General features: G+C 58.9%; 25 protein-coding genes, 1 tRNA gene and 1 pseudogene. 17 read left to right on the forward strand and 10 right to left on the reverse strand.

What is annotated here, in order from left to right; all coding sequences use genetic code 11:
- Positions 1-2 precede the first annotated feature (2 nt).
- The 10 genes from eno to rpoS all read left to right on the forward strand — a co-directional run bounded on the left by eno (position 3) and on the right by rpoS (position 8144).
- Positions 3-1304 carry a phosphopyruvate hydratase gene (eno, locus tag VZC39_RS03350; protein ID WP_349921017.1) on the forward strand — a complete coding sequence of 434 codons (1302 nt, stop codon included), beginning with the start codon at positions 3-5 and terminating at the stop codon, positions 1302-1304.
- A 167-nt stretch (positions 1305-1471) separates the two neighbouring features.
- A complete protein-coding gene (ftsB, locus tag VZC39_RS03355) occupies positions 1472-1789 on the forward strand; it encodes a cell division protein FtsB (protein WP_349921018.1) in 318 nt (105 codons plus the stop codon).
- Positions 1782-2489, forward strand: a complete 708-nt coding sequence (ispD, locus tag VZC39_RS03360) for a 2-C-methyl-D-erythritol 4-phosphate cytidylyltransferase (protein ID WP_434665685.1) — start codon at positions 1782-1784, stop codon at positions 2487-2489. Before ftsB ends, ispD begins: the two co-directional genes overlap by 8 nt.
- Positions 2490-2581: 92 nt before the next feature.
- A complete protein-coding gene (gene ispF / locus VZC39_RS03365; RefSeq protein WP_349921020.1) occupies positions 2582-3058 on the forward strand; it encodes a 2-C-methyl-D-erythritol 2,4-cyclodiphosphate synthase in 477 nt (158 codons plus the stop codon).
- On the forward strand, positions 3058-4116 hold the full coding sequence (truD, locus tag VZC39_RS03370) for a tRNA pseudouridine(13) synthase TruD (protein ID WP_434668330.1): 1059 nt from the start codon (positions 3058-3060) through the stop codon (positions 4114-4116). Before ispF ends, truD begins: the two co-directional genes overlap by 1 nt.
- Entirely contained in the window at positions 4097-4843 is a 747-nt protein-coding gene (gene surE, locus VZC39_RS03375) for a 5'/3'-nucleotidase SurE (protein WP_434665688.1), read from the forward strand. The genes truD and surE overlap by 20 nt, the downstream gene beginning before the upstream one ends.
- Before the next feature lie 4 nt (positions 4844-4847).
- The gene (locus VZC39_RS03380) at positions 4848-5465 is read left to right on the forward strand and encodes a protein-L-isoaspartate(D-aspartate) O-methyltransferase (protein WP_349921024.1); all 618 of its coding nucleotides are present in this window, start codon (positions 4848-4850) and stop codon (positions 5463-5465) included.
- On the forward strand, positions 5462-6043 hold the full coding sequence (locus VZC39_RS03385) for a YqaA family protein (protein WP_434665691.1): 582 nt from the start codon (positions 5462-5464) through the stop codon (positions 6041-6043). The genes VZC39_RS03380 and VZC39_RS03385 overlap by 4 nt, the downstream gene beginning before the upstream one ends.
- Before the next feature lie 9 nt (positions 6044-6052).
- The gene (locus VZC39_RS03390) at positions 6053-7114 is read left to right on the forward strand and encodes a LysM peptidoglycan-binding domain-containing protein (RefSeq protein ID WP_434665693.1); all 1062 of its coding nucleotides are present in this window, start codon (positions 6053-6055) and stop codon (positions 7112-7114) included.
- A 46-nt stretch (positions 7115-7160) separates the two neighbouring features.
- Entirely contained in the window at positions 7161-8144 is a 984-nt protein-coding gene (gene rpoS / locus VZC39_RS03395) for an RNA polymerase sigma factor RpoS (RefSeq protein WP_349921027.1), read from the forward strand.
- 68 nt (positions 8145-8212) lie between these two features.
- Here the strand turns inward: rpoS and tsaD are convergent, their stop codons facing one another.
- On the reverse strand, positions 8213-9226 hold the full coding sequence (gene tsaD, locus VZC39_RS03400; protein WP_434665696.1) for a tRNA (adenosine(37)-N6)-threonylcarbamoyltransferase complex transferase subunit TsaD: 1014 nt from the start codon (positions 9224-9226) through the stop codon (positions 8213-8215).
- Positions 9227-9405: 179 nt separating this feature from the next.
- Between tsaD and rpsU the strand changes: the two genes are divergently transcribed.
- The 5 genes and pseudogenes from rpsU to VZC39_RS03425 all read left to right on the forward strand — a co-directional run bounded on the left by rpsU (position 9406) and on the right by VZC39_RS03425 (position 14292).
- On the forward strand, positions 9406-9621 hold the full coding sequence (gene rpsU / locus VZC39_RS03405; RefSeq protein WP_005309452.1) for a 30S ribosomal protein S21: 216 nt from the start codon (positions 9406-9408) through the stop codon (positions 9619-9621).
- A 15-nt stretch (positions 9622-9636) separates the two neighbouring features.
- Positions 9637-10080 (forward strand): GatB/YqeY domain-containing protein, encoded by a 444-nt coding sequence (locus VZC39_RS03410; RefSeq protein ID WP_349921031.1) that lies wholly within the window; start codon positions 9637-9639, stop codon positions 10078-10080.
- Positions 10081-10163: 83 nt separating this feature from the next.
- Positions 10164-11952: pseudogene (gene dnaG / locus VZC39_RS03415) on the forward strand (DNA primase).
- Positions 11953-12174: 222 nt separating this feature from the next.
- Positions 12175-14028, forward strand: coding sequence for an RNA polymerase sigma factor RpoD (rpoD, locus tag VZC39_RS03420; RefSeq protein WP_349921033.1), 1854 nt, complete (start codon positions 12175-12177; stop codon positions 14026-14028).
- Between the two features lie 187 nt (positions 14029-14215).
- Positions 14216-14292 (forward strand) — tRNA-Ile (locus VZC39_RS03425).
- A gap of 50 nt (positions 14293-14342) precedes the next feature.
- Here the strand turns inward: VZC39_RS03425 and VZC39_RS03430 are convergent.
- From VZC39_RS03430 to VZC39_RS03440, 3 genes are all read right to left on the reverse strand, one after another.
- Complete coding sequence (locus VZC39_RS03430) at positions 14343-14813, reverse strand: tetratricopeptide repeat protein (protein ID WP_434665703.1); 471 nt, start codon at positions 14811-14813, stop codon at positions 14343-14345.
- A 160-nt stretch (positions 14814-14973) separates the two neighbouring features.
- Positions 14974-16428: a DASS family sodium-coupled anion symporter gene (locus VZC39_RS03435; protein WP_434665706.1), complete on the reverse strand. Its 1455-nt coding sequence runs from the start codon at positions 16426-16428 to the stop codon at positions 14974-14976.
- 345 nt (positions 16429-16773) lie between these two features.
- Positions 16774-19350, reverse strand: coding sequence for an alpha amylase C-terminal domain-containing protein (locus VZC39_RS03440; RefSeq protein ID WP_434665708.1), 2577 nt, complete (start codon positions 19348-19350; stop codon positions 16774-16776).
- A gap of 401 nt (positions 19351-19751) precedes the next feature.
- On the opposite strand from VZC39_RS03440, the gene VZC39_RS03445 reads away from it, so the two are divergent.
- Both VZC39_RS03445 and VZC39_RS03450 read left to right on the forward strand, forming a co-directional pair.
- Positions 19752-20078, forward strand: coding sequence for a hypothetical protein (locus tag VZC39_RS03445; protein WP_434665711.1), 327 nt, complete (start codon positions 19752-19754; stop codon positions 20076-20078).
- Between the two features lie 59 nt (positions 20079-20137).
- Complete coding sequence (locus tag VZC39_RS03450) at positions 20138-20728, forward strand: cupredoxin domain-containing protein (protein WP_434665713.1); 591 nt, start codon at positions 20138-20140, stop codon at positions 20726-20728.
- A gap of 207 nt (positions 20729-20935) precedes the next feature.
- Here the strand turns inward: VZC39_RS03450 and VZC39_RS03455 are convergent, their stop codons facing one another.
- From VZC39_RS03455 to purD, 6 genes are all read right to left on the reverse strand, one after another.
- Positions 20936-22291 carry a heavy metal sensor histidine kinase gene (locus VZC39_RS03455; RefSeq protein ID WP_434665716.1) on the reverse strand — a complete coding sequence of 452 codons (1356 nt, stop codon included), beginning with the start codon at positions 22289-22291 and terminating at the stop codon, positions 20936-20938.
- The gene (locus tag VZC39_RS03460; RefSeq protein ID WP_434665719.1) at positions 22281-22970 is read right to left on the reverse strand and encodes a heavy metal response regulator transcription factor; all 690 of its coding nucleotides are present in this window, start codon (positions 22968-22970) and stop codon (positions 22281-22283) included. Before VZC39_RS03460 ends, VZC39_RS03455 begins: the two co-directional genes overlap by 11 nt.
- A 249-nt stretch (positions 22971-23219) precedes the next feature.
- Complete coding sequence (locus VZC39_RS03465) at positions 23220-23462, reverse strand: hypothetical protein (protein ID WP_434665721.1); 243 nt, start codon at positions 23460-23462, stop codon at positions 23220-23222.
- Positions 23463-23650: 188 nt separating this feature from the next.
- Positions 23651-24184, reverse strand: a complete 534-nt coding sequence (locus VZC39_RS03470; RefSeq protein ID WP_434665724.1) for a cytochrome b/b6 domain-containing protein — start codon at positions 24182-24184, stop codon at positions 23651-23653.
- Positions 24165-24539, reverse strand: coding sequence for a cytochrome b562 (locus tag VZC39_RS03475; RefSeq protein WP_434665726.1), 375 nt, complete (start codon positions 24537-24539; stop codon positions 24165-24167). Before VZC39_RS03475 ends, VZC39_RS03470 begins: the two co-directional genes overlap by 20 nt.
- Positions 24540-24798: 259 nt before the next feature.
- Complete coding sequence (gene purD, locus VZC39_RS03480) at positions 24799-26088, reverse strand: phosphoribosylamine--glycine ligase (RefSeq protein ID WP_434665729.1); 1290 nt, start codon at positions 26086-26088, stop codon at positions 24799-24801.
- Between the last annotated feature and the right edge of the window lie 82 nt (positions 26089-26170).

Raw genomic sequence — 26170 nt, forward strand, 5'->3', positions numbered from 1 at the left:
ACATGTCCAAGATCGTTAAAGTGATCGGTCGTGAAATCATCGACTCCCGTGGTAACCCGACCGTTGAGGCCGAAGTTCACCTGGAAGGTGGTTTTGTTGGTATGGCAGCCGCTCCGTCTGGCGCGTCCACCGGTTCCCGCGAAGCGCTGGAACTGCGTGACGGCGACAAGAGCCGTTTCCTGGGTAAAGGCGTGCTGAAAGCCGTCGAAGCCGTCAACGGCCCGATCGCTCAGGCTCTGCTGGGCAAAGATGCCAAGGAACAGGCCGCTCTGGACCAGATCATGATCGATCTGGACGGTACCGAGAACAAATCCAAGTTCGGCGCCAACGCCATCCTGGCCGTTTCCCTGGCTGCCGCCAAGGCTGCCGCTGCCTCCAAGGGCCTACCGCTGTACGCTCACATCGCCGAGCTGAACGGTACCCCGGGCGTCTACTCCATGCCGCTGCCCATGATGAACATCATCAACGGTGGTGAGCACGCCGACAACAACGTCGACATCCAGGAGTTCATGATCCAACCGGTTGGCGCCAAGACTCTGAAAGAAGCCATCCGCATGGGTGCCGAAGTGTTCCACAACCTGGCCAAGGTTCTGAAGGCCAAGGGTTACGCTACCGCCGTGGGTGACGAAGGTGGCTTCGCGCCGAACCTGAAGTCCAACGCCGAAGCGCTGGAAGTGATCGCCGAAGCCGTTGCCGCTGCCGGTTACAAGCTGGGTACCGACATCACCCTGGCCATGGACTGCGCCGCGTCCGAGTTCTACGACGCCGAGAAGAAAGAGTACAACCTGAAGGGCGAGGGTCGTACCTTCACCTCCAACGAGTTCTCTGACTACCTGGCCGACCTGACCACCAAGTTCCCGATCGTCTCCATCGAAGATGGCCTGGACGAATCCGATTGGGAAGGCTTCGCCTACCAGACCAAGGAACTGGGCAGCAAGATCCAGATCGTGGGTGACGACCTGTTCGTAACCAACACCAAGATCCTCAAGCGCGGCATCGACAACGGCATCGCCAACTCCATCCTGATCAAGTTCAACCAGATCGGTTCCCTGACCGAAACCCTGAACGCCATCAAGATGGCCAAAGACGCTGGCTACACCGCCGTCATCTCCCACCGCTCCGGTGAGACCGAAGACGCGACCATCGCCGACCTGGCCGTGGGTACCGCTGCTGGCCAGATCAAGACCGGTTCCATGAGCCGTTCTGACCGTGTTGCCAAGTACAACCAGCTGATCCGTATCGAAGAAGCCCTGGGTGCCAAGGCTCCGTTCCGCGGTCTGAAAGAAGTGAAGAACCAGGCTTAATGCCTGACTGCACTTGTGCTGTTGAAAGCCCCGCCATCCGGCGGGGCTTTTTCATATCCGGCGGCGAGTCCGCTATTTTTCATTTCCCTTGCCCATCTGGCGCTTCGGCTTTCTTTTGTCTTGCCTGCGAATATGGGAAACTAGGCCGCTTGAAGGAGACTCAGTGCATGCGGCTACTCACTCTAATCCTGCTCCTCCTGTTGGGAGGATTGCAATATGACTTCTGGCTGGGGAAGAACGGCCTCTCCGACTATCGGGAACTCTCCGGCGCCATCGATCGGCAGCAGCAAGACAACCTGGTTCTCAAGGACCGCAACAACCTGATTTACCGCGAGATCGACGATCTGACCTCGGGCCTCGAGGCCATCGAGGAGCTCTCTCGCAACGATCTGGGTTACATCAAACAGGGCGAAACCTTCTACCGGATCATTCCCAAGGAAAAAGACCAGGTCACGGAACCGGACGGAGTGCCCTACGATGACTGATCTGCCTCAGGAGCTGATCGTCAGCGGCCTGACGGCGATCGTGCCGGCCGCCGGTGTCGGTAGCCGGATGGGGGCCGACTGCCCCAAGCAATACCTGCCGCTGGCAGACAAAACCATACTCGAGCACACCCTTGGTGTTTTATTGTGCCATCCTGCGATTGAACAGGTTATTGTCGCTGTCTCACTCGGGGATGAGTGGTTCGAACAACTGCCGGTGGCGGCGGATCCCCGCATCCTGCGCGTCGAAGGGGGGGCCGAGCGTGCCTTCTCGGTGCTCAATGCCCTGCGAGTCGTCAAGACCCCCTGGGTACTGGTGCACGATGCCGCTCGCCCCTGCCTGCGCCACGGGGATCTCGATGCCCTGATCGCCTGCGCACTGGCGTGTGATGGCGCCATCCTTGGCAGCCGGGTGCGGGATACCATGAAGCGCACAGACGCCGCCGGCAACATCCTGGCGACGGTGGAGCGCGAGCAGCTCTGGCATGCTCTGACGCCCCAGATGTTCCCCACCGCCCCCCTGACGCGGGCGCTGGAAGAGGGGCTGGCCCTGGGGGCGGCCATCACCGACGAGGCCTCCGCCATGGAGCGCGCCGGTTTCACGGTGCGCATGGTGGAAGGGCGGGCCGACAACATCAAGGTGACCCGGCCCGAGGATCTCGCCCTGGCCGGGCTCTTCCTGCAGCAACAGGCTGCGCCCTAGCGGGCAAGCAGATTCACCCAATGAGCGCCGACAGGCCCCTCGTTGGACAAGTAGTGTGAAACCGATTTTTGTGACATGAGGGAAAGCCGGACATGATGCGGATTGGACACGGGTTTGATGTACACAAGTTTGGTGGTGTCGGCCCCTGCATGCTGGGAGGGGTCGCCGTGCCCTATGAACAGGGTCTGCTGGCTCACTCCGACGGCGACGTGGTGCTGCACGCGGTGAGCGACGCCCTGCTGGGGGCCATCGGTGCCGGCGACATCGGCCGCCATTTCCCCGATACCGCCGCCGAGTTCAAGGGGATCGATAGCCGCATCCTGCTGCGGGATGTCTATGCCCGGGTGCTGAAATCGGGTTATGCCATCGGCAACCTGGATGTGACCATCATCGCCCAGGCCCCCAAGATGGCCCCCCATATCGAGGCCATGTGCGCCGTGCTGGCGGCGGATCTGCAATGTGATTTGAACCGGGTGAATGTCAAGGCGACCACCACGGAACAGCTTGGGTTCACGGGGCGCAAGGAAGGGATCGCCACCGAAGCCGTCGTCTTACTGGTGAAACAATGATGCTGGAACAGCTTAGCTATCTGCACGGGGCGCCGACCACCCGCGGTATTCTCAAGGCCGAGGCCAGTGACTTCGTGGTGGTCGAGGATCTCGGTTTCGAGCCTTGCGGCGAGGGGGAACACATCTTCGTGCGGGTGCGCAAGACTGGCGAGAACACCGCCTGGGTGGCGGGCCTGCTGGCGGATGCCGCCGGCGTTGCCCGCCATGCGGTGACCTGGGCGGGGCTGAAAGATCGCCACGCGGTGACCGAGCAGTGGTTCGGCATCCACCTGCCGGGCAAGGGGGAGCCGGACCTGTCGGTCATCGAGAGCGACAGCATCCAGATCCTGCAAGCCAGGCGCCACAACAAGAAACTTCGGGTCGGTTACCTCAAGGGCAACCACTTCCGCCTGCGTCTCACCGGGCTGGAGCACCCCGAGGGGCTGGAGTCCCGGCTGCACGCCATCGCCACCCAGGGGGTGCCGAACTACTATGGCGAGCAGCGTTTCGGCCGGGGCGGCAACAACCTGGAGGCGGCCAAGGCGATGTTTGGCGGCAAGCGGATCAAGGATCGCAACAAGCGTTCTTTGTATCTCTCCGCCGCCCGCAGCATGCTGTTCAACGCCATCGTCAGCGCCCGCATCGAGCAGGGCCTGGCCCATCAGCTGCTGGCCGGTGACTGCGTGATGCTAAAAGGCAGCCACTCCATCTTCAGCGAGGAGACGCTGACCCCGGAGCTTGAGGCGCGTCTTGCCTCCGGCGATGTGCAGCTCACCGCGCCCCAGTGGGGGCGTGGCCGGCTGGCGAGCCAGGGCGCCGCTGCCGAGTTCGAGCAATCCGTGCTGGCCCCCTATCGCGAGTGGTGCGAGGGGCTCGAGAAAGCCGGGCTGGATCAGGACAGGCGTCCGCTCCTGCTCAAGCCAGAGGCGATGGAATGGACGCAGGAAGCCGGGGTGCTGACCCTGTCATTCTTCCTGCCGGCTGGCGCCTTTGCGACCAGCCTGGTGCGCGAGTTAATGCAGGCCGAAGAGGCCGATCACGGTTTCAGGGATTCAACCGATGCGAATTCTGGTCAGTAATGACGATGGAGTACACGCCGAGGGCATTCGTGCCCTCAGCACTGCGCTGGCGGCCTGTGGCGAGGTCATCGTGGTGGCGCCGGATCGCAACCGCAGCGGGGCGAGTCACTCCCTGACGCTGGAAGTGCCGTTGCGGGTCACCCGCATCAGCGAGACCGGGTATTATGCGGTCAAGGGGACGCCGACGGACTGCGTGCACCTGGCGGTCAACGAGCTGGTGCGCCCGGAACCCGACATGGTGGTGGCCGGCATCAACCACGGCGCCAATCTGGGGGATGATGTCATCTACTCCGGCACGGTTGCGGCGGCGACAGAGGGGCGTCATCTGGGCTTCCCGTCCATCGCCATCTCGCTGGTGGGCAAGACCCATTTCGCCAGCGCTGCCCACTATGCGGCCCAGCTGGTGCGAGGCTTGATGGTGCACCCCCTGCCGGCGGATCAGATCCTCAACGTCAACGTGCCGGATCTGCCCCTGGCGCAGATCAAGGGCATCAAGGTGACCCGCCTTGGCAATCGCCACCGCGCCGAATCGGTGATCCGCACCGAGGATCCCCGTGGCCAGCCCATCTACTGGATTGGCCCACCGGGCAGCCAGCAGGATGCGGGGGAGGGCACGGACTTCGCCGCCATCGAGCAGGGTTATGTCTCCATCACCCCGCTGACCATCGACATGACGGCCTACAGCAGTCTGGCCGGTCTGGGCGCCTGGCTGGATCTGCAGGGTTGATGCGGTGATAGTCCAGCGCCTGTTAAATCAGCTGATCGCCCAGGATGTGCGGGATTTTCGTGTGCTCGCGGCGATCGCCAAGGTGCCGCGCCAGCTGTTCGTGGATGAGGCCATGGCCCACAAGGCCTGGGACAACACGGCCCTGCCCATCGGCCACGGCCAGACCATCTCGCAGCCCTATATGGTGGCGCGGATGACCGAGCTGCTGATGCAAAATGATCCGGCCCATGTGCTGGAGATCGGCACTGGCTCGGGTTATCAGACGGCCGTGCTGGCCAATCTGGTGGAGCATGTCTACACGGTGGAACGGATCAAGTCGCTGCAGTTCCAGGCCCGGCGTCGGCTGCGTCAGCTCGACTTGCACAATGTGTCGGCCAAGCATGGCAACGGCTGGCTGGGCTGGCCCAACAAGGGCCCCTTCGATGCCATTCTGGTGACGGCGGCGGCGAGCGAGGTGCCCAAGGCCCTGACCGATCAGCTGGCCGAGGGGGGCCGACTGGTGCTGCCGGTGGGTGACAGCCAGCAGACCCTGCAACTGATCGAGCGATCCGGCTCCCAGCTGACCAGCCGGATCCTGGAACCGGTACGTTTTGTTCCCCTTATCGACGGAGATGTTGAGTGAAGTTGTTTTCCCGCCTCTATGTAATGGTGATGCAGTGGGCTCGCCACAAATATGCCCCCTGGTATCTTTCCATCACCGCCTTTATCGAATCCATCTTCTGGCCCATTCCGGTGGATGTGATGCTGGCGCCCATGGCGCTCGGCAAGCCGCAACGGGCCTGGCACTACGCCGGTCTCGCGACCTTCTTCTCCGTGCTGGGGGCGCTGTTTGGTTATCTGCTGGGCTATGCCCTCTGGGATCCCGTGGTGCAGCCCCTGGTGGTCTCGGTCGGTTATGAGGACAAGATTGCCCTGGCCGAGCAGTGGTTTGAGCAATGGGGGATCTGGGTGATTTTTATTGCCAGTTTCACGCCGATCCCCTACAAGGTGTTTACCGTCACGGCGGGACTGCTCCACATGGCGCTGTTGCCCTTCATCCTGACCTCGCTGATCGGGCGTGGCATGCGCTTCTTCCTCGTCGCGGGCCTGATGCGCTGGGGTGGTGAGAAGATGGAGCGCAAGTTGATGCACTATGTGGACGTGCTGGGCTGGCTCTGTATTGGTTTGGCCGTTGTGGCCTATTTCTGGTTTAGTCGTTAAGGATCCACTATGCGTTCGCGTGTTTGGCAAGGTAGCAGTGTCGTCGTGTTGTCATGGCTGCTGCTTGCCTGCTCTTCCAGCAAGACAGCTGCTCCGGTGCAGAGTCTGGGCAATGACCCCATTGCCTCGACCATTCCGACCCGTCAGGCCATGGCCAAGCCGGGCATCCAGGGCGGCAGTTACACTGTGGTCAGAGGGGATACCCTCTACTCCATCGCCTTCCGTTCCGGCATGGATGTCGCGTCGCTGACCAGCCTCAACGGCATCAGTCCCCCCTACAACATCTATCCGGGTCAACAACTGCGGCTGGATGGCTCCTCTGGTGTCGTAGCCAGCACCGGCATGGCGGTGAGCCGCCCGGCTGCCACCGGCAACGGCACCTACGAGGTGCGTCGCGGCGACACCCTGAGCAGCATTGGCCGCCAGTTCAACGTCTCCAACCAGACCCTGGCCCAGCGCAACAATCTGCAGGCCCCGTACGGGCTCCATGTCGGTCAGGTGCTGAGCGTACCGACGGCCGCCAGCACGGGCAGCAGCCAGATGGTGGCCAGCACGGCAGTGACCAGTTCGGGACCCAAACCCCTGGCCACGGCACCAACAGGTACGACCACTCCATTCATCTCGCAAAAAAGCATTGCTCCGGCATCTTCAACAGCATACGCTCAGCCGAAAGAACAAAAAATCAGCAGTTCCTCGTCGACACTCGCGTGGCACTGGCCGACCCAAGGCAGAATCGTCGAAGGCTTCTCTGTGGCTGAACAGGGCAACAAGGGCATCGATATCTCGGGTCAGAAGGGGCAACCCATCTACGCCGCCAGCGGTGGCAAGGTGGTTTACGCGGGCAGTGCACTGCGAGGTTACGGCAAGCTGATCATTCTGAAGCACAACGATGACTACCTCTCTGCCTATGCCCACAACGACGAGTTGCGGGTGAAGGAAGGAGACTCCGTCAAGGGCGGAGCCGTCATCGCCAATATGGGTAGCACGGATGCACCGGATGTGCGCTTGCACTTTGAAATCCGGTACAAAGGCAAGTCAATCAACCCGATGGGTTATTTGCCAAAGCGTTAACCCAGAGAGCTAGGTCTTACTCTGGTTCAGTTCAGGGAGACATAACATGAGCCAAGAACAACTGGTAATGCAGGATGCAGAGTTAGAGTTCGACGAAGAGCTGGAAACCCAGGAGGAAGAAGAGGTTCAGGAGGTGACTGCAGAAGCCGAGGAGACGATCTCCGACGAGCTGCTGGTACCTGAACTGAACAAGGTGATGGATGCCACCCAGCTCTATCTGGGGGAGATAGGATTCTCCCCCTTGCTCACGGCCGAAGAGGAAGTCTATTACGCTCGTCGTGCCTTGCGGGGTGACAAAGCCGCCCGCAAGCGCATGATCGAATCCAACCTGCGCTTGGTGGTGAAGATTGCCAGACGCTACAACAATCGCGGCCTGGTGCTGCTGGATCTCATTGAAGAGGGCAACCTCGGTCTTATCCGCGCGGTCGAGAAATTCGACCCGGAACGCGGCTTCCGTTTCTCCACCTATGCCACCTGGTGGATCCGCCAGACCATAGAGCGGGCCATCATGAACCAGACTCGCACCATCCGTCTGCCCATTCATGTGGTCAAGGAGCTGAACGTCTACCTGCGTACCGCCCGCGAGCTCTCCCACCGCCTCGATCACGAACCCACCGCCGAAGACATCGCCCATGCGCTGGATCGCTCGGTGGATGACGTGAACCGCATGCTCAAGCTCAACGAAAAGATCACCTCGGTGGATACTCCCATCGGCGGCGATCGGGACAAGGCGCTGCTGGACGTGCTCTCCGACGAGCGCGGCATGGGCCCTGAGCTGGAATCCCAGGACGACGACATGCGCGCCAGCATCGTGCACTGGCTGGAGGAGCTCAATCCCAAGCAGCGGGAAGTGTTGGCCCGTCGCTTCGGCCTGCTCGGCTATGAGCCAGCGACCCTGGAAGACGTAGGTGCCGAGATAGGCCTGACCCGGGAGCGGGTGCGCCAGATCCAGGTTGAGGGGTTGCGCCGCCTGCGGGAGATCCTGCTGGGACAGGGGCTCTCCATCGAGGCCTTGTTCCGGACCAACTAATCAAAGCAGTCAGAAACAACAAAAAGGGGCCATAGGCCCCTTTTTTATATGGTACTGAATCCTGTGGATCACACCGGATCCAGAGTGTCCAGCGGCCAGCGTGGCACGGCCTTGACCACCAGGGGCTCGAATACCCCCGCCTTCAGGCGCTGCATGCCGGCGTAGGCGATCATGGCGCCGTTGTCGGTGCAGTATTCGGTACGCGGATAGAACACTTCGCCATGCAGGCTCTCCATCAGCTCGGCCAACTGGGCCCGCAGGTGACGGTTGGCGCTGACGCCGCCGGCCACCACCAGACGGTTGAGACCGGTCTCCTTCAAGGCGCGACGGCACTTGATAGCCAGGGTATCGACCACGGCATCTTCGAAGGCGCGGGCGATGTCGGCGCGGGTCTGCTCGTCGTCACCGTTGGCGGCGATGGTGTTGGCGGCGAAGGTCTTGAGACCGGAGAAGCTCATGTCGAGGCCCGGCCTGTCGGTCATGGGACGGGGGAAGGTGAAGCGCCCCTTGGTGCCTTTCTCGGCCAGACGGGAGAGCAGGGGGCCACCCGGATAGTCCAGCCCCATCAGCTTGGCAGTCTTGTCGAAGGCCTCGCCGGCGGCGTCGTCGATGGATTCCCCCAGCAGCTCATAGCTGCCGATACCATCGACCCGTACCAGCATGGAGTGGCCGCCGGAGACCAGCAGCGCCACGAAGGGAAACGCGGGGGATCGCTCTTCCAGCATGGGGGCCAGCAGGTGACCCTCCATGTGGTGCACGGCCACTGCCGGCTTGTTCCAGGCCATGGCCAGGGAGCGACCTATGGTGGCTCCCACCAGGATGGCCCCAACCAGGCCTGGGCCCGCGGTATAGGCGATGCCGTCGATGTCATCCTTGCCGAGCCCGGCCTCCTTCAAGGCGGCCTGGATCAAGGGGATCGTCTTGCGCACATGATCCCGGCTGGCGAGCTCGGGAACCACGCCACCGTAGTCCGCATGCAGCTTGACCTGGCTGTATAACTGATGGGAAAGGATCCCTTTTTGATCGTCGAAGATCGCGATCCCGGTTTCGTCACAGGATGTCTCTATGCCCAATACACGCATTGCTAAAAAATTTCACTGCTAAAATGAGATGGCTATGGTAACCTTCGCGGGTTTTTTAAACCAGAGCGATCTCTGCGGGTTTACTTTCATTCCCTGTCCAGAGTATAATTTCGCACCATTTTAAGACATGCTGATCGATTGAAGGTCAGCTAACCAAATATCACTGAGGTGAAAGGCACATGCCAGTAATCAAAGTCCGTGAAAATGAGCCGTTTGACGTTGCTCTGCGTCGCTTCAAGCGTTCTTGCGAAAAGGCCGGTATCCTGTCTGAAGTTCGTAGCCGTGAGTTCTACGAGAAGCCGACTACCATTCGCAAGCGCGCCAAAGCGTCCGCCGTCAAGCGTCACGCCAAGAAGCTGTCCCGCGAAAACGCACGTCGTATCCGCCTGTACTAATCGGGGGATCATGCCGTGTCTCTGAAGGATCAACTCAAGGATCAACAAAAACTCGCCATGTTGGCCAAAGACAAGGCCAGACTGGGGACGATCCGTTTGTTGATGGCAGAAATCAAACAGCGTGAAATCGATACCCGTGTCGAGCTCAATGATGAGGATATCCTCGCTGTCGTGACCAAGATGGTCAAACAGCGCCGCGATTCCATCAGCCAATTTGAAGCTGCCGGCCGTCAGGATCTTGCCGACAAAGAGTTTGCCGAGATCCAGGTGCTGCAGGAATTCCTGCCACAGCAACTGACCGCAGACGAGGTTGCCAGCCTGATCGAGCAAGCCATCACTGAAAGTGGGGCTGCCGTCATGGGCGATATGGGTAAAGTCATGGCTGTCTTGAAGCCGAAAATTCAGGGGCGTGCCGATGTCGGCGCCGTCAGTGCGCAGGTGAAAACCCGCTTGGCGTAACAGGCATTTCTCTTGTTAGTCGAAAGAAGCCGTGCTTCCCTGTGAATGCGCGGCTTTTTTATTTTCAATGAAACAGGACGGTTATGGCAGGCAGGATCCCACAATCCTTTATCGATGATCTGCTCGTACGCACAGACATCGTCGAGCTGATCGACTCGCGAGTGCGGTTGAAAAAAGCCGGCAAGAACTATCAGGCTTGCTGCCCGTTTCATAACGAAAAAACCCCCTCCTTCACCGTCAGTCAGGAGAAGCAGTTCTATCACTGCTTCGGTTGCGGTGCCCACGGCAATGCCATCGGTTTTGTCATGGAGTACGACGGACTCGAATTTCCCGATGCCATCGAAGAACTGGCCAATCTGCAAGGGATGCAGGTGCCCCGCGAACAGAGCGCAGGTGGTGCCAACAAGGCGCAACCTGCCGTCAGCAAGGATCTCTATGAACTGATGAACCAGATCGCCCGCTTCTACGAGAGCAATCTCAAGAGTGCTCCCCAGGCGGTGGATTACCTGAAGGGACGCGGTCTGACTGGGGAAGTGGTCAGGCGCTTCAACATCGGTTATGCCCCGGGCGACTGGGATCAGGTCAGACGACGCTTTGGCGGTAGCCGGGAGCACGAGCAACTGCTCATCTCGGGCGGCATGCTGATCCCCCGTGACAGCGGGCCTGGCAGCTATGATCGTTTCCGCGATCGCATCATGTTCCCCATTCGTGACAAGCGTGGCCGCGTCATCGGTTTCGGTGGCCGGGTATTGGGGGACGGTACCCCCAAGTATCTGAACTCGCCGGAGACCCCCATCTTCCACAAGGGACGCGAGCTGTTTGGCCTCTATGAGGTGAAGCAGGCGCACAAGGATCCGCGCCGGATCCTGGTGGTGGAAGGCTACATGGACGTGGTGGCACTCGGCCAGTACGACATCGACTATGCGGTGGCGGCGCTGGGCACGGCGACCACCAGCGACCATATCCACACCTTGTTTCGCACCACGGCCGAGGTGGTGTGCTGCTATGACGGCGACAACGCCGGTCGCGAGGCGGCCTGGCGCGCGCTGGACAATGCGCTCTCTCACCTGCAGGACGGGCGCGAGCTCAAGTTCGTGTTCCTGCCGGATGGCGAGGATCCGGACTCCCTGGTGCGCCAGATCGGCAAGGAGGGCTTCGAAGCTCTGCTGGACGAGGCTCAGCCTTTTGCGGACTTCATGTTCGAGCGCCTCGGGCGGGATGCGGCGCTCTCCGGCGAAGCGGGCAAGTTCGAGGTGGCCAACAAGGCGGCCGAGCTGATCCGCCGGGTGCCGGAGGGTTTCACCCGGGAGGGACTCATCACCCGGCTCTCCAACATGATGCGCTGGGGAGAGAACAAACAGCGTATCGCCGAGCTGTTTGCCCGCGGCAGCCAGCCGAAGGCCGAAATCATCAAACCCAAGGCTGCCAAGCTGACCCCCATACGCCGCGCCCTGGCGTTGATGCTGCAATACCCGGCGGTCACGGCCGAGCTGCCCGCCATGCCGGAGCTCGCCGGATTGCGGGTACAGGGCATCCAGTTCCTGTTGCAGCTGCACCAGCAGATCCTCTCCCAACCGGGGATCACCACCGGCATCCTGCTGGAGCACTGGCGCGGCACCAAGGAGGGAGAGATCCTGGCCCAACTGGCGATGCACGATCTGTTCGAGGAGATCAAACTCGATCAGGAACCGGACATTCTGGGGGAGTTGCAGGACACCTTCGTCGGCTTCATCAACCAGTTTCTCAAGCAGAGAATTGAGGAGCTGCAGGCCAAGGTGGCCCAGCAAGGGCTCAGCAGTGAAGAGACCCAGGAGCTGATGATGCTGATCAGAGAGGTGCAGATTGGAGAAAAGAAATGAGACTGGGGCTTGATATTTGAGTGATTAGTCTCAATATAAATACCGTTGCCCGAATGGACGGGATTAAAAGCAAACACTTTATAACCGCCTGGCCCCGACAATACTGCGGGCAGGGGTTTCTCATGACCGACGCCGCAACCAGACATAGCATGTCTGGCGGTTTTCTATTAGAATTGGCTATTTGCGCAGCAGCGCACTGTACGCGCAACCTAGCAACACCAACCGGATGAGTTCTATGGAGCAAACCCCGCAGTCTCAGCTTAAACTCCTCGTTGCCAAAGGTAAAGAACAGGGCTACCTGACCTATGCCGAGGTGAACGATCACCTCCCGCAAGACATCGTCGACTCCGACCAGATCGAAGACATCATCCAGATGATCAACGATATGGGTATCCAGGTGGTGGAAAACGCCCCGGATGCCGATGACCTGATCATGGCTGAAGGTGGTACTGCCGATGAGGACGCTGCCGAAGCAGCGGCCCAGGCTCTGGCATCTGTTGAATCTGAGATTGGTCGCACGACCGATCCCGTCCGCATGTACATGCGGGAAATGGGTACCGTCGAACTGCTGACCCGCGAAGGCGAAATCGACATCGCCAAGCGGATCGAAGACGGTATCAACCAGGTACAAAGCTCCGTTGCCGAGTACCCTGAAGCCATCACTTACCTGCTCGAACAGTACGACAAGTACGAAGCCGAGCAGCTGCGTCTGTCTGACATCATCTCCGGCTTTATCGATCCCAATGAAACGGACGATGTGGCGCCGACCGCCACCCATATCGGTTCCGAGCTCAGCGAAGATGACCTGGCTGACGAAGATGAAGACGAAGATGAAGACGAAGATGAAGACGGCGACAGCGATGACGATGGAGACGGTGGTCCGGATCCCGAAGTCGCCCGCGAGAAATTCGGCGAGCTGCGTGCCCAGTACGAAGTAACCCGTCTCTCCATTCAGAAGAATGGCCGTGCCCACGACGACACCCAGGCCGCAATTGCCCAGCTGGCCGATGTGTTCCGTCAATTCCGCCTGATGCCCAAGCAGTTCGATCGCCTGGTCAACAACATGCGCGAAATGATGGAGCGGGTCCGTGTGCAGGAACGCATCATCATGAAACTCTGCGTTGAGCAGGCCAAGATGCCGAAGAAAACCTTCGTCGCGGCCTTCACCAACAACGAGTGCGAGACTGCCTGGTTTGAATACCAGAAGCAGGCCGGCAAGGCGTGGTCACCGCGTCTGGTGGAGATGGACGAAGACGTGCTGCGTGCCATCGGCAAGCTGCAACAGATCGAAGAAGAGACCGGCCTCTCCATCGCCCAGATCAAGGACATCAACCGTCGCATGAGCATCGGTGAGGCCAAGGCCCGCCGTGCGAAGAAAGAGATGGTTGAGGCAAACCTGCGTCTGGTTATCTCCATCGCCAAGAAATACACCAACCGTGGCTTGCAATTCCTGGACCTGATCCAGGAGGGCAACATCGGTCTGATGAAGGCGGTGGACAAGTTTGAATACCGTCGTGGCTACAAGTTCTCGACCTATGCCACCTGGTGGATCCGTCAGGCCATTACCCGCTCCATCGCGGATCAGGCCCGTACCATCCGTATCCCGGTGCACATGATCGAGACCATCAACAAGCTCAACCGTATCTCCCGCCAGATGCTGCAGGAGATGGGTCGTGAACCGAACCCGGAAGAGCTGGCCATGCGCATGGGCATGCCGGAAGACAAGATCCGCAAGGTATTGAAGATCGCCAAAGAGCCCATCTCCATGGAGACGCCCATCGGTGATGATGAAGACTCCCACTTGGGCGATTTCATCGAAGATACCACCCTGGCACTGCCGGCGGATGCGGCCACCAGCGAGAGTCTGCGCAACGCTACCCGCGAAGTGCTGGCCGGTCTGACCGCCCGTGAAGCCAAGGTACTGCGCATGCGTTTCGGTATCGACATGAACACTGACCACACCCTCGAGGAAGTGGGCAAGCAGTTCGACGTCACCCGTGAGCGTATTCGTCAGATCGAAGCCAAGGCCCTGCGCAAGCTGCGTCACCCGAGTCGCTCGGAAGTACTGCGCAGCTTCCTGGACGAATAGTCCTGAGGTCGCCGACAAACCTTGTCAAAAAGCCCCGCCATGCGGGGCTTTTTTTAGGGGCGACGGGCTGGGATCGGCGCCTAGACAGGGGAGGTCAGAGTTGGACAAAAACTCGGCAAGTGGTTGATCTGCCTATGGACGAGCCCTGCCTCATCCCCTATAATCCACGCCGCAAAACCAAGATTCTGGCCCCTTAGCTCAGTTGGTTAGAGCAGTCGACTCATAATCGATTGGTCGCCCGTTCAAGTCGGGCAGGGGCCACCACATTCAAGACAAAGCCGCTCATCATGAGCGGCTTTGTCGTTTCTGGCGCCTCACCAGTGTCTGTCCAGATCCTCGGCATAGAGGGCGATGGCACGTCGATAGGGAACAATGGCGGGATCGGTGATTGTCTCGGCCAGCACCGCCAGCAGGGTCTCCATCCCCTCCTTGTGCTGCCCCAGGTTGTAGCGGGCCATGGCTCCGAAGACCTTGAATTCGTGGGCATGGGGGAAGCGGGCCAGGCCCTGCTCGAAGGCGGCCAGCGCCTCGGTATAATGTCCCGTCGTGCGATAGGAGCTGCCAAGACCGAGCCAGGCCCCGCGCAGTGAATCCTCACTCAGTCCCAATGCAATGGCCTTCTGATACAGGGGAATGGCCTGCTGCTCGCGCCCCAGCAGATCGTGCAGACCCGCCACCTCGTAATGCAGTTCGGCGTGTTTCGGGTGCTCCGCTATCTGCAGCAATCCGTGCTGTCTGGCCTCTTCAATCCTTCCCTCGGCCTTGAGGGCTTCCAGTTGTTTCATATGCGCTCCTGCATGGGATCCGAAATGAAGTATGCCCGTGCGCGGGTGACGGGGATATGAAAGATGAGGAGGAGTCGGTGAAAGAGTGCGATGCAGGGAAATAAAGAACACGACCGGGCACAGGGCCCGGTCGCGTTGTCAGACAGGTCGAGTCTTTGCTTTACCAGAAGCCGACCAGCTTCATCCAGGCGCCGCCGAGCACGATCCAGATGAGAAGGGAGACGATGGAGACGAGGAAGCTGACGCCCCACCATTGGCCCGTGCTGTTGTAGCCAGAGCCGAAGAGTGCCGGTCCCGGGCCGCCTGAGTACTGGGTCAGCCCCATGGAGAGGTTGGAGGTATAACCCAGCACCAGGGCGGCGAACAGGGGAGGCGCTCCGACCGAGATGGCGACGGCGAGGAAGGCCAGATACATGGCGGAAATATGGGCCATGGCCGAGGCGAAGAAGTAGCGGGTATAGAAATAGACCAGCACCAGGATGGCGAAGACCGTCAGCCAGTCCAGATGATCCACATAGCTGACGATATGTCCCGAGATCCAGTTGATCATGCCGTATTTGTTGAGGGCGTTGGCCATCATCACCAGCACGGCAAACCAGAACATGGTATCCCAGGCGGTATGCTCTTCGATGATGTTCTTCCAGGACATGATATTGGAGACGAGCAGGATCGCCAGGCCGATGAAGGCCGAGAGGGTGGCCGGGATGGCGAACAGCATATCGCCCACGGTCCACAGCAGGATCAGCAAGACGAAGTCGAATGCCAGGATCTTCTCGGCGAGGGACATGGGGCCCATCTTCTGCAGCTGCTCGCGGGCGAGCCCGGGAATGGCCGGCGTCTTCTTCAGCTCGGGAGGATAGAAGAAATAGAGGGCGAGAGGCAGCAGCAGCAAAGAGGCAATGCCCGGTACGATGGCACCGACAAACCAGGTGGTCCAGCTGATGTCGACCCCCTGGCTTCTGGCCAGCTCAGCCACCAGCGGGTTGCCCGCCATGGCGGTCAGGAACATGGTGCAGACGATGGCATCGATCTGGGAGACGCACAGCATCAGGAAGGCACCAGCCCGTCTCGCGGTGGGGCCGGGTTCAGACTGATAGGCGGTGGCGATGGACTGGGTGATGGGGTACATGATGCCGCCGCCCCGGGCGGAGGCCGACGGGATCCCCGGGCCAAGCACCAGATCGGAGAGGGCCAGGCCGTAGGCGACCCCCAGCATGTTGGAGCCGAACTTGGAGATGAACCAGAGGGCGACCCGCTTGCCGAGCCCTGTCTTGATCACGGCCCGGGAGATGAACATGGCGATGCCGATGAGCCAGATGGTGCCATTGGCAAAGCCCGACAGCGCGGCGACCTGATCGCCCTTGCCATTCAACGGGGTAACCCCGGTCAGGGCGGAGACGATGAGGGCAATCATGGTGACGGCCCCCATCGGCATGACTTTGATGATGATGGCGAAGATGGTGGTCGCGAAGATGGCAAACATATGCCAGGCATTGTCCGCGAGCCCGTCAGGGGCGGGGATCAGCCAGAGAATGGCGCCAAATAGCAAAGTGAGCACCCCCTTCCAGAGGGGAAATGCCAGTTGTACCGGTATTGCCTGGGTTCGATCATTCATGCTGATGCCCTGTGATATAGGAAGAGTGAAATGACTGCACTCATATTTGGGGCGAGGAGGGGAAAGCATCTTGATATTAATCAATGGTTTAAACGTTAGGCTTTCGGTCAACATGTGAGCGACATGCATGTTTTCCGGGCTGAGACAGTGGTAGTGATTGAAGATCTATTTGTTGGTGAAATATTGCTCCGAAATTTTTGTGTTTGTTGGTGTTATATCGCGATGCGGCGAGAATAAAGTTTTAATGGTCACAATTTTCACCGGCATGAAAATGGCCTCCCACCCAGTCGGGCAGGAGGCCAGAATGACGATTGCCGGTTTCCTGACCCCCGGCAGGGTCATTTCCTATTGGGCGCTCAGGCTGTAGGCCAGGGTCTGGTCGTTGAAGCGCACCAGATAGGTGCCGACCAGCGTGGTGGTGATGTCGGCCCCACCGGATTCGGCCACCCCGTCCTTGTTCGTGTCGCCGTAGTTCTGGCTCCAGTCGCCCTTGACGTCGAACTTGAAACGCTGGCTGCCGCTGGCATCCCCGGCGCCGCTGAAATTGACGCTGACCTGCCATTGGTGGTCTCCCACCAGCGCCATGGGCGTGCTGCCCCAGCTGTTGGGAGTACCGCGCAGATGCAGGCTGGGGAAGGTGTGTGCGTAGCCGACATTCACCGGAGTCAGGCTGTAGGCCCGGGTCAGGTCGTTGAAACGCACCCGATAGAGCCCGGTCACTGTGGTGGTGATGTCATTGCCCCCGGATTCGGCCACCCCGTCCTGATTGTTGTCGCCGTAGTTCTGGCTCCAGTCCCCTTTGACGTCGAATTTGAAGCGTTGGTTGGCCTGCCCATCGAAGGTGACCTGCGCTTCCCACTGGTTGTCGGCTACCAGGGTCATGGCAAGCGCTCCCCAACCGTTGGGGGTGCCGCGGAAGCTCAGGGTCGGCAGCATGCTGGCGTAGGCGCCGTTGCTGTCGGTGACGGTGACGGTCGCGCTGGCGCTGGCGGTCAGCCCCTCGGCATCGGTGACGGTGAGGGTAATGGTGTGGTTGCCCAGGGTATCGAACTGCACCGTTTCCGTCGTGCCGTTGCCTCCGGTGGACCAGGCGTAGCTGAGCCCGTCGGCATCGTCGCTGGAGGCGGAGGCATCGAACACCACGCTATCCCCCGGCTTGACCGTGATGGCCTTGGGGGTGAGGACGGCGACCGGTGCCTGATTGGTGGTGATGGGGGTGATGGTGTAGCGCAGATCGCTTTCGTTCAGGGTGACGCGATACTGGCCGGCGCCGCTGACCAGGATGTCCTTGTTGCTGCCCTTGTCGGCGATGCCATCTCCCTCGGTGTCGCCGTAGTTCTCGGCCCAGTTGCCAAAGACGTCGAACTTGAAGCGCTGGGATCCCGTTGCGTCACCGGCACCGCTGAGGGTGAGGGTGGCGGACCAGACGCGGTTGGCATCAACCTGCATGGGGGTGTTGCCCCAGGCGTTGTGGGTGCCGCGAATGTTCAGGCTGCTGAACTTGTTGCCGGGCAGGGTGGTGCCACCACAGGGGCTGGCTTTGGTACAACCGGCGACGATGGCGGCGGCCTTCATGCCCGCCAGGTTCAGGCTGGCCTTGCCGCTGCCATCGACCTGGATGTAGGCGCCGCTGCAGTAGTCGTTGCCGCTGAGGATGTTGCAGTACTCCCCGGCCGGCAGGCCGGTCTGCACCGCCGCGACCAGGCTGCCGCTCTCGTTGTTGATGGCGACGAAGCCCTTGTCCCCCCGGCTGAAGGCTATCTGGTTGTTGCCGTTGTCCCACCAGTTGCTGACCGCCGTGCCCTCGGTGCGATTGTGGAACAGGGCCATGTTCATGATGGTCGGACGGCGCTGCTCGCAGTTCCACTGGCTGTCGGAGCAGGGCGTGCTGGCCGGTGCCCCTTTGTCGGTCTCGTATTTGCCCATGTCGGCGAAGCGGTAGCCGGACATCACCTGCTTCCAGCCATAGGGCCAGGCCATCATGAAGGTGTTGGCCAGCTCATAGCGGGCGCCGTTCATGAAGGTGAGCATGCCGCCGCCCCCGTGGCCGCGCTCGCGGTCGTGGTTGACCACGAAGATGAAGGCCTTGTCGGTGGGGAGCAGGCCCCAGCTCTCGCCGAGGGTCTTGAGGTTCTTGATCTGGCCGTTGAAGTTGGCGGCCAAGTCGGTGCCGTATTTGAAGTCGGTGACCCGGTCGATGTAGGTGTAACGATTGGGCTGGATGTCGGCGGATTCACCGCCGGCGCCGATCACTTCCAGATAGGCCTTGGGGTTGCCTGCCTTGTCGAGGATCGCCTTCACCTCGGCGGGCGCCATGTGTTTGGCCGCATCGATGCGAAAACCGGCGACCCCCCAGCCGAGCAGGGTCTTCATGTAGGTCGCTATCTGGTCCTGCACATAGACCGAGCCGGTGTTCAGATCCGGCATGCCGTAGAGGGCGCCGTTCCAGACGTTGTAGCTGTCGCCGTAGTTGGTGATGTCACCGTTGTGATGGAAGTCGTTGTAGCCGAACTGGGGATACTGGAACTGGCCCGAGTTGTAGCTGCCGCCCCCTGTGGCGGTGCCGCTGCCGGAGGCGAGCTGGTTGAAGACGGCGTCGGCGTAAATCTTGACCCCGGCGGCATTGCAGCGGGCGATCATGCTCCTGAGTTCCGCCTCGCTACCGCCGAAGCTGTTGAAATTCTTGAAGCTGACCGGCTGGTAGACGGTCCACCAGTACTCGCTGCCCTGCTTGTGTTCGGCCGGTGGGGTGATCTGGACGCCGCCAAAGCCCTTGGGGCCGAGCACGGTTTCGCACTCGTTGGCGATGTCGTTGAACTTCCATTGGAACAGGTGAACCATGACCCCTTCGGCGCTGGCACTTTGGCTGAATGAGCCGAGTGCCGCGGCGAGCAGGGCGGTTCGCAACAGTGTGTGATGCATGACGATTTTCCCTTCGACGTTGTTATTGGTTATCACTGCCTGCTATCGAACGGACGACAAACAACCTCGTTCGGCCAGTAGCATTGATGAAATCGAGGTGGTTGAAAATCGAACAGGCGAATTTAATTAAGAATTGTGAATGAAAATGTTTTCATATAAGGCCTTCTAATCTGTCGGCACGAGTGAGGGGGGGGAAAGGAGGGGGCATTAGTCTGTCAGTGATGAACCGACAACTCGTCGAACCTGGTGTATGGCTCGGGCTGGTGACCTGCGTCGGCGGCTCGATGGCATGGCATTGCCGTACCTAGATGACCATTTTGTAATATTCAAGACAGCCTGGGGTAATCATCGGCCTCTTATAGTCTTCATATCATCCCAATCATGAAAAGAAGAGGTGGTATATGAAGGTCAATACGGGTGCCATTATGGCGTGTGTACTCATGGTCGGCAGTTTCTCGGCTTTTGCACAAACGGCAGCGCCTTATACGGTGCGTGCCGGGCATAATATCATCTACATGGATTGGAGCACCGATGCACGTAGTACCGACAGAGTGACCATTTCCACGAGCGACGGCATCGAGCTGGGCATGATGACGGCCATCCCGGGTAAAACGGATCAACTGCAACTTCCAGCAGGGGAAAATATCAATGCTGTGAATGTGAACTATAACGGTGATGTCCATGTGATATCGCTTCAACATGGCATGGGCAGTGGTAGCAACAGATAAAGCATTAGTAGGGTTGTTTGCCATCAGGTAAAGACCATTGCCGAGCAATATAGGAAGAGATGATGAGCATCATGCTATATGTTGCGATGATGCTCATCCGTATTATCTATCGTTATATTTTTTACCCGGTACGTATTATTGACTTTGCAAGAGGAATGCACATGGCAGTAAAGATGATTGCGACTGTTTTTATGTTGATGACATGGGGTGTCACGGCATCAGAGAAAGACCATCAGGTGCACGCCCATCAAGGGGAGGCCGCCCAATCGGAGCATGTTGCGGTGGGCTCTCCGGGCATGGTGGGAGATGTCTCTCGCACCCTGAATATTGCCATGAATGATACCATGCGGTTCACACCCGACGTTATCGCCGTCAAACAGGGTGAAACGGTGCGATTCTCAATCAAGAATGACGGCAAGGTTACCCATGAACTTGTACTGGGCAGTCCTGCGGAGTTGAAGGCACATGCTGGCATGATGCAGCAACAAGGAATGGAGATGGAGCACGATATGCCCAATATGATCTCCCTTGCGCCAGGCAAGAAGAGCGATATGGTCTGGAAATTTGATCAAGTCGGGACTGTGTCATTTGCCTGTTTGCTCCCGGGGCATATGGAAGCGGGTATGGTTGGTGAGATCGTTGTTCAATGATGCCGGTCATCACTCCAGTCTGAAATACGGATGAGTGTTTATCTATGTTCTAAATGAAATTGACCTGGCAGGCATTTGTGATGCGGACTTAAAACTGTCAGGTCAATCTTCTTTCATGTGAATTACCTGATATTTAATATCGCCATCAAGTTATACAGGATCGAGAGCATAAGGTGTTTGGTGCCCATGAAAATACAACCAGTTCATTCATCGCACCGGGAATAGCAAATGGAATGTGATGTGATCACCATCCACCTCATTCCACACTTTTCCACCATGAACCTCGATTATCGACTTGACGATGGAAAGACCCAGGCCAACACCGTCACTGCTACCCGAGCGTGATATATCCCCACGATACAAGCGATCGAACATCCTGGATATAGGCTCACCCGATATACCCGTACATCTGTTTGTGACTGAAACAAGGGTGCCGTGGGATGGATCGCGGGAGAGTGATATGCCGATGGGGGAGCCATGATCCGAGTATCGGATGGCGTTGGAAATGACATTGGATATCGCTCTGCGAAACATGATTTTATCCGCCATGACGTGGTCTTCATTGTTAATGAGTTCAAACGTCAATGCTTTCTCCTCCGCCAGATAGGTGAAAAAATCCAATAAGGATGAAAGTTCGCTCGCCAGGCTCAACGGCTCTTTATCCGCCAAAATGAGTCCGTTGTCAGTTCGGGCTAGCCAAAGCATGTCGCCTACCATTTTGGCCAGTTGCTCAAGCTCCTCCAATATCGAGTACATCAGTTCCTGATACTCTGGAATGCTGCGCTCCTGGCTCAAGCCAACCTGTGCCTGCATGATGATATTGGTCAAGGGGGTCCGCAGTTCATGGGCCACATCGTTGGAGAAATCCGACAACTTGATGAAGCTGCCATTCAACTTGGTCAGCATGCCGTTGAATGACTCGATCAGTTCCCTCAGTTCGCCGGGGTATTTATCGATTGCCAGCGTCGCCTCCAGTTTTTCGGCCTGGATGGTTGACATATGCTTGCTCAATGAATAAATGGGTTTATGCCCTTTCTTTATACCAAGGTAAGTCGACAATATGATAATGAGCCATGCCCCGCAGAAAATGGTCAGCAATTGGACTCTGAAGTCAGCAAGAAAATGAGAGTGGACACTGGCATCGAGATAAATCATGACGGAGTAACGTTGCTTGTCGATATCTACATGGATTGTCTTGACGATATAGTTATGGCTGGACGGGGGCTCAGTTTCTGATATGGAGATAAATTTGCTGGAATTGTTCCCGGGGGAGAGTCGGCTCCGATTGCTTTTATATACAAGCCGCTCATCATCCAATACTTTTATATAAAATCCCTCATCAGAATTGGCTGCATCCCAGGACATTATCTTTGACAGGGCATCTTTCTGCTTGGAAAGAGAGACGATGATGGATGCCTTGTTGTTGACGATATCCTCATCAAGTTCCATGAAATGGTTTTTGAGCGACCTCTCTACCAAAAAAAGCAACGCCATCATGCTGAGCGTGATCGCGACAGAGACCAGCAGCATGGTGCGCAGAATGATGGATGTATTACCCCTCATCACCGTTTCCTTCCATCTTATATCCCATCCCGCGTATCGTATGGATGAGCTTCACATGATGGTCATCATCAACCTTGGCTCGCAGTCGCCTGATCGCTACGTCAATGACATTGGTATCGCTATCGAAATTCATATCCCACACCTGAGAGGCAATCAGGCTGCGAGGCAAGACTTCTCCACGGCGACGTGCCAGCAACTCCAATAGCAAATACTCCTTGGGTGTCAGATGCAGTTTTTTACCCGCGCGACTGACGACCCTCGATTTGATATTGATGGCCATGTCTGCGATGACAATTATCTCTTCGATATGATTGTCTTTGGTTCTTCGTAACAGGTTTTTTATTCTTGCCAGTAATTCAGCGAATGAAAATGGCTTTGCAAGGTAATCATCAGCACCGGATTCCAATCCTTTTACGCGATCCCCCACGCCATCTTTTGCCGTCAGAAACATGACGGGAACCTGATTGTTGACCTGCCTTATTTTCTCAAGGAGTTGCCAGCCATTCATCCCCGGCAGCATGATGTCCAATATGATCAGATCAAATTCATGGTTCAGTGCATAAAACTGGCCATCCATGCCATCGGTCGCCAGCGTCACGACATAGCCCGACTCCATGAGTCCTTTCTTCAAATACTCACCAATTTTGGGCTCGTCTTCGACAACCAGAATATTCATCATGTCCCCCTCGACAAGGCAAGGTTATTGGCAATGCCATCCATTGCTACTCTACGCCATCGTGCACTGGACGGAAATATTCCCGCCTGAGTCGATACCAGTCACTATGGTATCCAGGTTGCCGTGAGCTGTCTCTTGGTTCCCAATGAGAATATAAATCGACCTTGATGGTGCCATGAGAGGTCGTCTGCAACCCTGTTTGAAAGAAATAAAAGAGTGAAACACCATGGCATGAATTACTTTTCTAGTCGGTCATGCATGATATGTATTTTGAACGTCATGGTCTGTGCTGAGCCATGAAACATTCACAGTGAAAAAATGCAGGCTCTTGCCGTCAATACCGACAGTGAACTCGCCGACAAACACCCGGTGAACCTTAACACCGGATAACGCCACCAGTAAAATTACATTTCTGTCATGGATGACATGCCATCTCCAGATGGTTATTGCCGCGATCTGATGAATGCATGGCAAGGCGCCGCTGATGTCCGTCATGAACCGGTCTAGGGTCATGTGACTGGGAAGGGCGGTCAAACGTCATCCAGGGAAGGGATAGCGCTCGCACCAAGAGGGGGTGGGTTCTGGTTTGGCACCGATATCGGAGGACCCCGTTGTAGCGGGGGCAGCAATCAGAAAGCCACCCGAGTTTGGTGGCTTTCTGATCTCAAGAAGATGAAATGATCTTATTCACTCTTGCGAAGCGTTCCGTGGGGCAACATGCGGGCCACCAGATTGCTGCGCTGGCGCCAGGAGGTGAGGACGATGGCGCACAGGTGCAGGGCTATCATGGCCTGCAGTGCCCAAGTGCACCACTCGTGCCAGTCGTCGGCACCGAGCTCGAAGCCCATCTCGGTATTCTGGAACCAGCCGGTGCCGGCGGTGGCGAGGATGATGAGCCAGAGTGCCCAGACCGCCAGCTTGCCGCTGCCGTGGTGGCCGGGGGCGGCGGGCGCGCGCGTTTGCAGGGCCCGGGCCTGCTGGTCGAATTCACCCCGCCTCGGGATGAGGGCGCTCAGGCGGGCGTGACCCCTGGCAAAGGAGAGGCCCCAGCCGAGGCGGACGCTGATCAGAATGATCGCCAGGTAACCGAGCCGCTCGTGCCAGGTTTCCCCCGCCTCGTTGAACCACAGGTTGGCGACGCAGGCGGCCGCCACACCCCAGTGGGTGAGGCGGACCAGGTTATCCCAGCGAAAGGGTTCAGCCTTTCTGCTTGGCATAGGTGTGATACTCCTTCTTCAGGTCATTGACCTTGGCGAGGTGGGCGCGGGCCTTCTCCTGATCGCCGGCCTGCAGGGCCGCCAGGCTGGCGTCCAGCTCACCTTGCACCTCGTTCATCCCTTCCAGGAACTTGGCCTTCTTGGCTTCCGGCATCTTCCTCTCTTTGGCGATGTCGAGCTGGGCCTTCATCTCCTTGATGTGTTTCTCCATGGTGGCGGCATCATCGGCCTTGAGGGCCTGCTTGTAGTTGAAGCCGATCTTCTTCATGGGTTGCTCCAGCTCACCGGCCAGGGCGGGCAGAGTCAGCAGGCCGAACATCAGGGGCAACAGCAAGGGGCGCACGGTTTTCAACATGGGATTTCCTTATGAAACGACGACATTGTGGGTTCTTATGGCACTCATTTGAGTGCGTTATCATACAGCATGATGCCACGTTCAAGGGGCACTTGTATGAATAAAGTGCGACCAATTGTGACAAAATGTGCCCATTGTGCTGACGAGATGTAGCCAATCAGTGAGGATGTGCTGCGGGAGGAGGGCCGGGATCCCCGGGGAATGAGCAGCAAAAAGGGCCCGCAGGCCCTGATGATAAATTGGCTGTGACGAGCCCGATTTAGCGGGCCTGTTCGCGCAGGATGGCGCGCCAGCCGATGTCATTGCGATAGAAAACCCCGTCCCACTGGATGCGGCCAGCCAGCTGGTAGGCGCGCTTCTGTGCCTCGGCGACGGTGTGACCCAGCGCGGTGGCGCACAGCACCCGGCCACCGGCGGTGACCACGGTATCTCCCACCAGGCGGGAGCCTGCGTGGAACACCTTCTCGCCGCTCGCCTCTTCCACCGGCAGACCGCTGATGGCCTTGCCCTGCTGGTAGTCACCGGGGTAGCCGCCGGCCGCCAGCACGATGCCGATGGCGACACGGGGATCGTAGATGGCCTCTTTCTGATCCAGCTTGCCGGCGCAGGCCGCCAGGCACAGCTCCACCAGATCGGAGCGCATGCGCAGCATGATGGGCTGGGTCTCGGGGTCGCCGAAGCGGCAGTTGAACTCGATGACCTTGGGGTTGCCCTGCTCGTCGATCATCAGACCGGCGTAGAGGAAGCCGGTGTAGACGTTGCCTTCGGCGGCCATGCCACGCACGGTGGGCATGATCACCTGTTCCATCACCTTCTGGTGTACCGCATCGGTCACCACGGGGGCGGGAGAGTAAGCGCCCATGCCACCGGTGTTGAGGCCGGTATCGCCATCGCCGACCCGCTTGTGGTCCTGGCTGGTGGCCATGGGTAGCACGTGCTCGCCATCCACCATGACGATGAAGCTCGCCTCTTCGCCGCTGAGGAACTCCTCGATCACCACCCGGGCGCCGGCGTCACCGAAGGCGTTGCCGGAGAGCATGTCCCGCACCGCTTCCTCGGCCTCTGCCAGGGTCATGGCGACGATGACCCCCTTGCCGGCGGCCAGGCCATCGGCCTTGATGACGATGGGGACGCCTTTCTCGCGCAGGTAGGCGAGCGCTGGTTCCACCTCGGTGAAGTTCTGGTACTCGGCGGTGGGGATGGCGTGACGGGCCAGGAAGTCCTTGGCGAAGGCCTTGGAGCCCTCCAGCTGGGCGGCGGCGGCGGTCGGGCCGAAGATGGCCAGCCCCTCGGCGCGGAAGGCATCCACCACCCCTTTCACCAGCGGTGCTTCGGGACCGACGATGGTGAGGCCGATGTGCTGCTCCTTGGCAAACGCCAGCAGGGCAGGCACGTCGGTGGCGGCGATGGCCACGTTTTCGATGCTGCCTTCATGGGCCGTGCCCGCATTGCCGGGGGCGACGAACACCCGGGTCACCAGGGGGGATTGCTTGGCCTTCCAGGCCAGGGCGTGTTCACGGCCGCCGTTGCCGATGATCAGTACTTTCATCCTGTTCCTCGCTGCTGTTCGTGCTGACCGGCCGCGCCTGTGAGGGCGGCCGGTTGAAAAGAGTCCGTTGAAGGAAGGGCCG

Origin of the sequence: Aeromonas sp. NJAU223 (assembly GCF_051125555.1) — a bacterium.
Taxonomy (GTDB): Bacteria; Pseudomonadota; Gammaproteobacteria; order Enterobacterales; family Aeromonadaceae; genus Aeromonas; species Aeromonas veronii_G.